Source organism: Luteibacter sp. P4_E6 (assembly GCF_056401535.1).
Genome location: NZ_JBFUJE010000662.1, coordinates 1 through 1,939, shown reverse-complemented (window position 1 = coordinate 1,939; position 1,939 = coordinate 1). Strand labels below are relative to the sequence as shown.

The window sequence follows — 1,939 nt, the reverse complement described above, 5'->3', positions numbered from 1 at the left end:
CTCGCCCCTGTAGGAGCCGCTTCAGCGGCGAACCCTCAGCCTGTCGCGCGTGCGAATGGGGCCGCACCTGCCTACGCTCGACCCATCAATGCGGCCCCAACACCTCATCCGCAGCGGAACGTCTCTCCCACGTAAGCCGCGCATGCGCCTCCGCCGCACAATGCGCGCCCATCTGCGTAAGCGCGGCGACCGCATCGAGTGACAACGCCATGCGTCGGCAATCGACGGTGTCCGAGTCATGCACGTACTCCGCAAGCAGCTCCGTGAGCCCACGCGCGTAGTGCGGCAGCGCTGCCGCATTGTTGAGAGAAGGTCGTGCTCTGAGGCATCGGGATCGACGTAGTAGCGAGCGCGGCGAACCGTGCCGTTTTCGGTAGAAACAGACATGAGTACTCCTTGGTGAAGTTCCGCTTGCCCGGGTGCGGCACGCCCACGAAGCGACGTGCCGCGAATCTAACGGACTCGCGGGTCCACGACTGCCCGTGACCAAAGTATCTCAACGCTACCCGTTCACTTGCGCGCGGCCTCACGCTTATACTCCCGACCTTTGTGTCATGGACGACCGGATCGTGATCTACACCCTTCAGTATCTACGTGCGTTGGCCGTGGCCCTTGTCGTCATGTCCCACATCGCCTTCAAGTCATCCGTTGTCGGCAATGCCGTCTTCGATGGGTTTCGGATCGGCGCAAGTGGCGTCGACATCTTCTTCGTCGTTTCGGGCTTTGTCATGGCGATGATCTACACCAGGTCGTCGCTGCGCGACACCGGTGGCATGACCGACTTCTGGATCGCACGTTTCAGCAGGATCTTCCCGCTGTACTGGCTCGTCAGCACCGCGGCGCTGATCCTTTTCCTGGCAAATCCCCATCTGGTCAATGCCAACAGCGGTCCGACGAGCGTGTGGCGCTCGTACACTCTTGTCCCCACGTTGCAGGCCAGCCCGGTTCAGTTCCTCATCGGCCCCGGCTGGAGCCTCAGTTTCGAGCTGTACTTCTATCTGCTGTTTAGTGGCGTTTTCCTGATCGGGCGCAAGCCCACAGGACTCAACCTGGTCACGGCCCTACTGGTGCTTCTCGCCGCTGGCTCACTCACCGGCATAGCCACCACCTATCTTTTGACGAGTCCGCTGCTGCTGGAATTCGTCTTCGGCATCGTCATTTTCCGGATCTACAAGGCCGTGGAAGGTCGGATACCCAAGGCTGCCGGTGTCACCAGCGCCCTTCTGGGATTTGCCGGGTTCGTTGCATTGAACCTTCCGGGGAGTTTCGTACTCACCCAGCGATGGTGGCAGGCAGGCCTACCCGCTGCCTTCGTGGTCCTCGGATTCCTCACGTTCGAATCGCGCGCTGAGCGCAAGCCTTCGCAAACCCTGGTGCTGATCGGTAACGCCTCCTACGCACTCTATCTTGTCCACGTGTTTGTCCTGGGAGCGGCCTCACGGCTGTCCTCCATGCTTTCCCTGCGCACATGGGGTACCACCGCCGAGACGATCTTCTGGCTGGGTACACTGGTGGCCACGGTGATCGCCGGATGCGTGGTGCATGTGTACGTCGAGAGGCCGTTGAACCGCGCAGTGCGCCGGTGGTTCGCCCGTACGTCGACCACCCGCGCCGCCGCCTCCTCGTCGATGTCCGGACATGAAGCGAATGCTGCAAGTACCCGAAGCCCGTATTAGCGAAATCGCGTGGCCGCAGGTGCGGCGCAGGTTGCGGCCAACTGCGCTTCACTCGCCGGGATGTGGGCGCGATGACTAAGGAAAGCCGCTACGCGGCTCATGCCCCCAGCGGCTTACGCCGCCTCACGCTCGTGCTACGTGAGAGTCGCGGTCGGGTTGGCCCTTGGGGCCGCGGCGCGGCACTTCGTGACGGGCCGTAGCTCCTCTTTCGCTTTCCCTGTGGACTGAGCGGCCCTCAGCTTAGGCGTCCCCAAGGACCAACC

1 protein-coding gene is annotated in these 1,939 nt (G+C 62.5%); it reads left to right on the top strand.

All coding sequences use genetic code 11. The features are described from left to right. Positions 1–554: 554 nt before the first annotated feature. A complete protein-coding gene (locus AC1DT2_RS22105; protein WP_477298757.1) occupies positions 555–1,676 on the top strand; it encodes an acyltransferase family protein in 1,122 nt (373 codons plus the stop codon). The last annotated feature ends 263 nt before the right edge of the window (positions 1,677–1,939 follow it).